The organism is Kitasatospora sp. NPDC091257, from assembly GCF_044757675.1.
Lineage (GTDB): Bacteria > Actinomycetota > Actinomycetes > Streptomycetales > Streptomycetaceae > Kitasatospora > Kitasatospora lactacystinica.
Map to the genome: position 1 here is coordinate 1 of NZ_JBIVVI010001140.1, position 2,907 is coordinate 2,907.

3 protein-coding genes are annotated in these 2,907 nt (G+C 74.6%); all 3 read right to left on the reverse strand.

What is annotated here, in order from left to right; translation table 11 throughout:
- A partial coding sequence (locus ACIQOV_RS35470; RefSeq protein WP_401054946.1) for a PP2C family protein-serine/threonine phosphatase occupies positions 1–1,102 on the reverse strand: 1,102 nt, incomplete at its 3' end.
- Positions 1,103–1,454: 352 nt separating this feature from the next.
- Positions 1,455–1,940: a ribose-5-phosphate isomerase gene (locus tag ACIQOV_RS35475; RefSeq protein ID WP_359914820.1), complete on the reverse strand. Its 486-nt coding sequence runs from the start codon at positions 1,938–1,940 to the stop codon at positions 1,455–1,457.
- A 104-nt stretch (positions 1,941–2,044) separates the two neighbouring features.
- Positions 2,045–2,644: a biotin transporter BioY gene (locus ACIQOV_RS35480; protein ID WP_380546621.1), complete on the reverse strand. Its 600-nt coding sequence runs from the start codon at positions 2,642–2,644 to the stop codon at positions 2,045–2,047.
- Between the last annotated feature and the right edge of the window lie 263 nt (positions 2,645–2,907).

Consider the following 2,907-nt stretch of genomic DNA (forward strand, 5'->3'; position numbering starts at 1 on the left):
CCCCCATCAGCCGGTCCATGCCCTCCCCGAGGTCCCGGCCCGGGGCCTCGACCATGCCGTCGGTGCACAGCATCAGCACGTCGCCCCGGTTCAGCCGGCCGCGCACGCCCTCGAACTTGGCGCCGTCGTAGATCCCGAGCAGCGGACCCTCGGCCTGCTTGACCTCCCAGCGCCCCTCCCCGGCCAGCCGCTGCATGCCCGGCAGGTGCCCGGCCGAGAGCAGCTCGTACTCCCCGGTGTCCAGGTCCAGCACCAGGTGGACGGCGGTGGCGAAGCCCTCCTCCCAGGACTGGCGCAGCAGGTAGCCGTTGGCGGCGGGCAGGAAGTCGTGCGCGGGCAGCGAGCCGACCAGGCCGCCGAAGGCGCCGGAGAGCAGCAGCGCGCGGGAGCCGGCGTCCATGCCCTTGCCGGAGACGTCCGCGAGGACCACCTCCAGCAGCCGCTGGCCGGGGCCGGTGCGGGCGGCGACCACGAAGTCCCCGGAGAAGGACTGGCCGCCGGCCGGACGCAGCGCCATGTCCGCGTGCCAGCCCTCCGGCAGCTCGGGCACCCGGCTCTGCACCCGCAGCCGCTCGCGCAGGTCGAACAGCATGGTGGAGCCGCCCCACCAGGGCACGCCGACCCGGGCCCGGAACTGGGCGAGCAGCAGGCCGCCCACCCCGGCGGCGCCGACCACCAGGGCCGCGCCCGGGGTCACGCCGTAGATGTACGCCTCGGGGTTGTCGCTGGCGACCCGCTGGCCGGTGTGGATCACGGACTCGGAGGAGAGGCCGAGCGCGGCCAGCGCGTAGAGCACCACCAGGCTGCCGGGGCGCAGCAGCAGGGCGCCGGCCAGGATCGGCAGGACCAGGGAGGTGGGCGGGGCCCAGTCGGGCATCCAGATGTTGAGCAGGATCAGCAGCGGGACGAGCAGGGCGAGCGCGCAGAGCACCGGCCAGTCGGCGGCGCCGCCGCGGAAGTAGTCCACACCGGCTGTGCGCAGCCTTCGGCGGACCCGGCGGACCCTCTTGCGCAACCGGGCCGTCACGGACTCGGACGCCGTGGCGGCGCCGGGCCTCGTCGCAGTCGTCTGGGGCGGTGTGCCCGGCGCTCTGCCAGCCATGGGGTCCGACCCTATCCACGGGCACGGCCCGGCGTCGACGGGCCGGGGGCGGGCGCGGGTGCCGGAACGCGGGGCGCCCGGCGGGTTTCGGCCGATCGGCGGGGTTGCGGGCGTGCCGTCAGGAGGCGTACGCCGGTTGGGCGTACGGAGCCGTGCGGGCGGCGTGCGCGCCCCGCGTACGGGGGTGTCCGAGCGCCGGGGCCTGTGGCCGATCCCACAGGCGGAGTGGGCCGCCGCGGGCCCGTCGGGCGAGGTCCGGGGGCGTCCAGGGCCGTCCGGAGGTGTCCGGACACGGCGGCGGCCGGTCGCACGGGAGCGTGCGGCCGGCCGTCGGGGAGGGTGGGTGGCGGGATCAGCCCTGCGGGTGGTGGGCCGGGATCGGCGGGAGCTCGCCGGTGGTCTCGTACTCGCTCAGCATCTCGATCCGGCGGGTGTGCCGGGGCTCGCCGCTGTACGGGGTCTTGAGGAAGACCTCGACGAACTCGGTGGCCTCCTCCTGGGTGTGCATGCGGCCGCCGATGGAGATCACGTTGGCGTTGTTGTGCTGACGGCCGAGCTCGGCGGTCTGCACGCTCCAGGCCAGCGCGGCCCGGACGCCCTTGACCTTGTTGGCGGCGATCGCCTCGCCGTTGCCCGAGCCGCCGATCACGATGCCCAGGGCGTCCTCGTCGGCGGCGGTGCGCTCGGCGGCACGCAGGCAGAACGGCGGGTAGTCGTCCTCGGCGTCGTAGATGTGCGGCCCGCAGTCGACCGGCTCGTGGCCGGCCCCCTTGAGCCACTCCACGAGGTGGTTCTTCAGTTCGTATCCGGCATGGTCTGAGCCCAGGTACACGCGCATGCCATGAGTGTGGCATGCGCGTGCGCCCGGGCCCGACAACGGGGGCGCCGACCGGGTGGGACGGCGGCGCGGGGCGGCCGGGCGACGCGGGCCGGCCGGGCGGATCAGCGCCGGCCGAGCAGCTTCCAGGCCAGCGGCAGGGCGCCGGCGGCGAAGGCGGCCTTGACGGCGTCGCCGACCAGGTACGGGTAGAGGCCGAGCTCGGCGGCGCGGGCGAGCGACACGTGCAGCGACAGGGCGAGGTACGGGACGCCGACCGCGTAGATGGCGAGGCTGCCGAGGACCATGGTGACGGCGGTGTTGACCGGGGTGCGGTCGGCGCCGCGGCGGGCCAGCGCACCGGTCACGGCGGCGGCGAGGACGAAGCCGATCACGTAGCCGAAGGAGGCCGTCGCCCAGCCCGAGGTGCCCTCGGCGAACCAGGGCAGGCCCGCCATGCCGGCCAGCAGGTAGAGCACCATCGAGGCGACGCCCCGGCGGGCGCCGAGCGCGGTGCCGACCAGCAGGGCGGCGAAGGTCTGGCCGGTGACGGGCACCGGCGAGCCGGGGACGTTCACCGACAGCTGGGCGGCCAGGCCGGTCAGCGCGGCGCCGCCGGCCACCAGGGCCAGGTCGCGGGCCTGGGCGCCGAGGCGGGTGGAGGCGGCGGGCAGCAGGTCGGCGAGGACGGTGCGGCGCGGTATCGGGGTGGTGGCAGTGGCCATCGGGGCTCCTCCGTGAGAGTCCAGGTGAGTGAACACCTGTGAACCTACGCGGTGATCCACTGGGCGAACGGCACGGTTTCGGACAAACCCCCGCCCTCGGGCATTGTCGGAACCGGACCGGAACAACTCCTGGTCACAGCATGATCACAGTAGGTTTCGGCAGGGTCCGCATGGTGGGCCCGAATCGAACATTCTTGGCATGGACAGGGGTGCCGCCGGATATTGGACAGCTCATGTCGCATACCGCACAGTCTGGAACCACC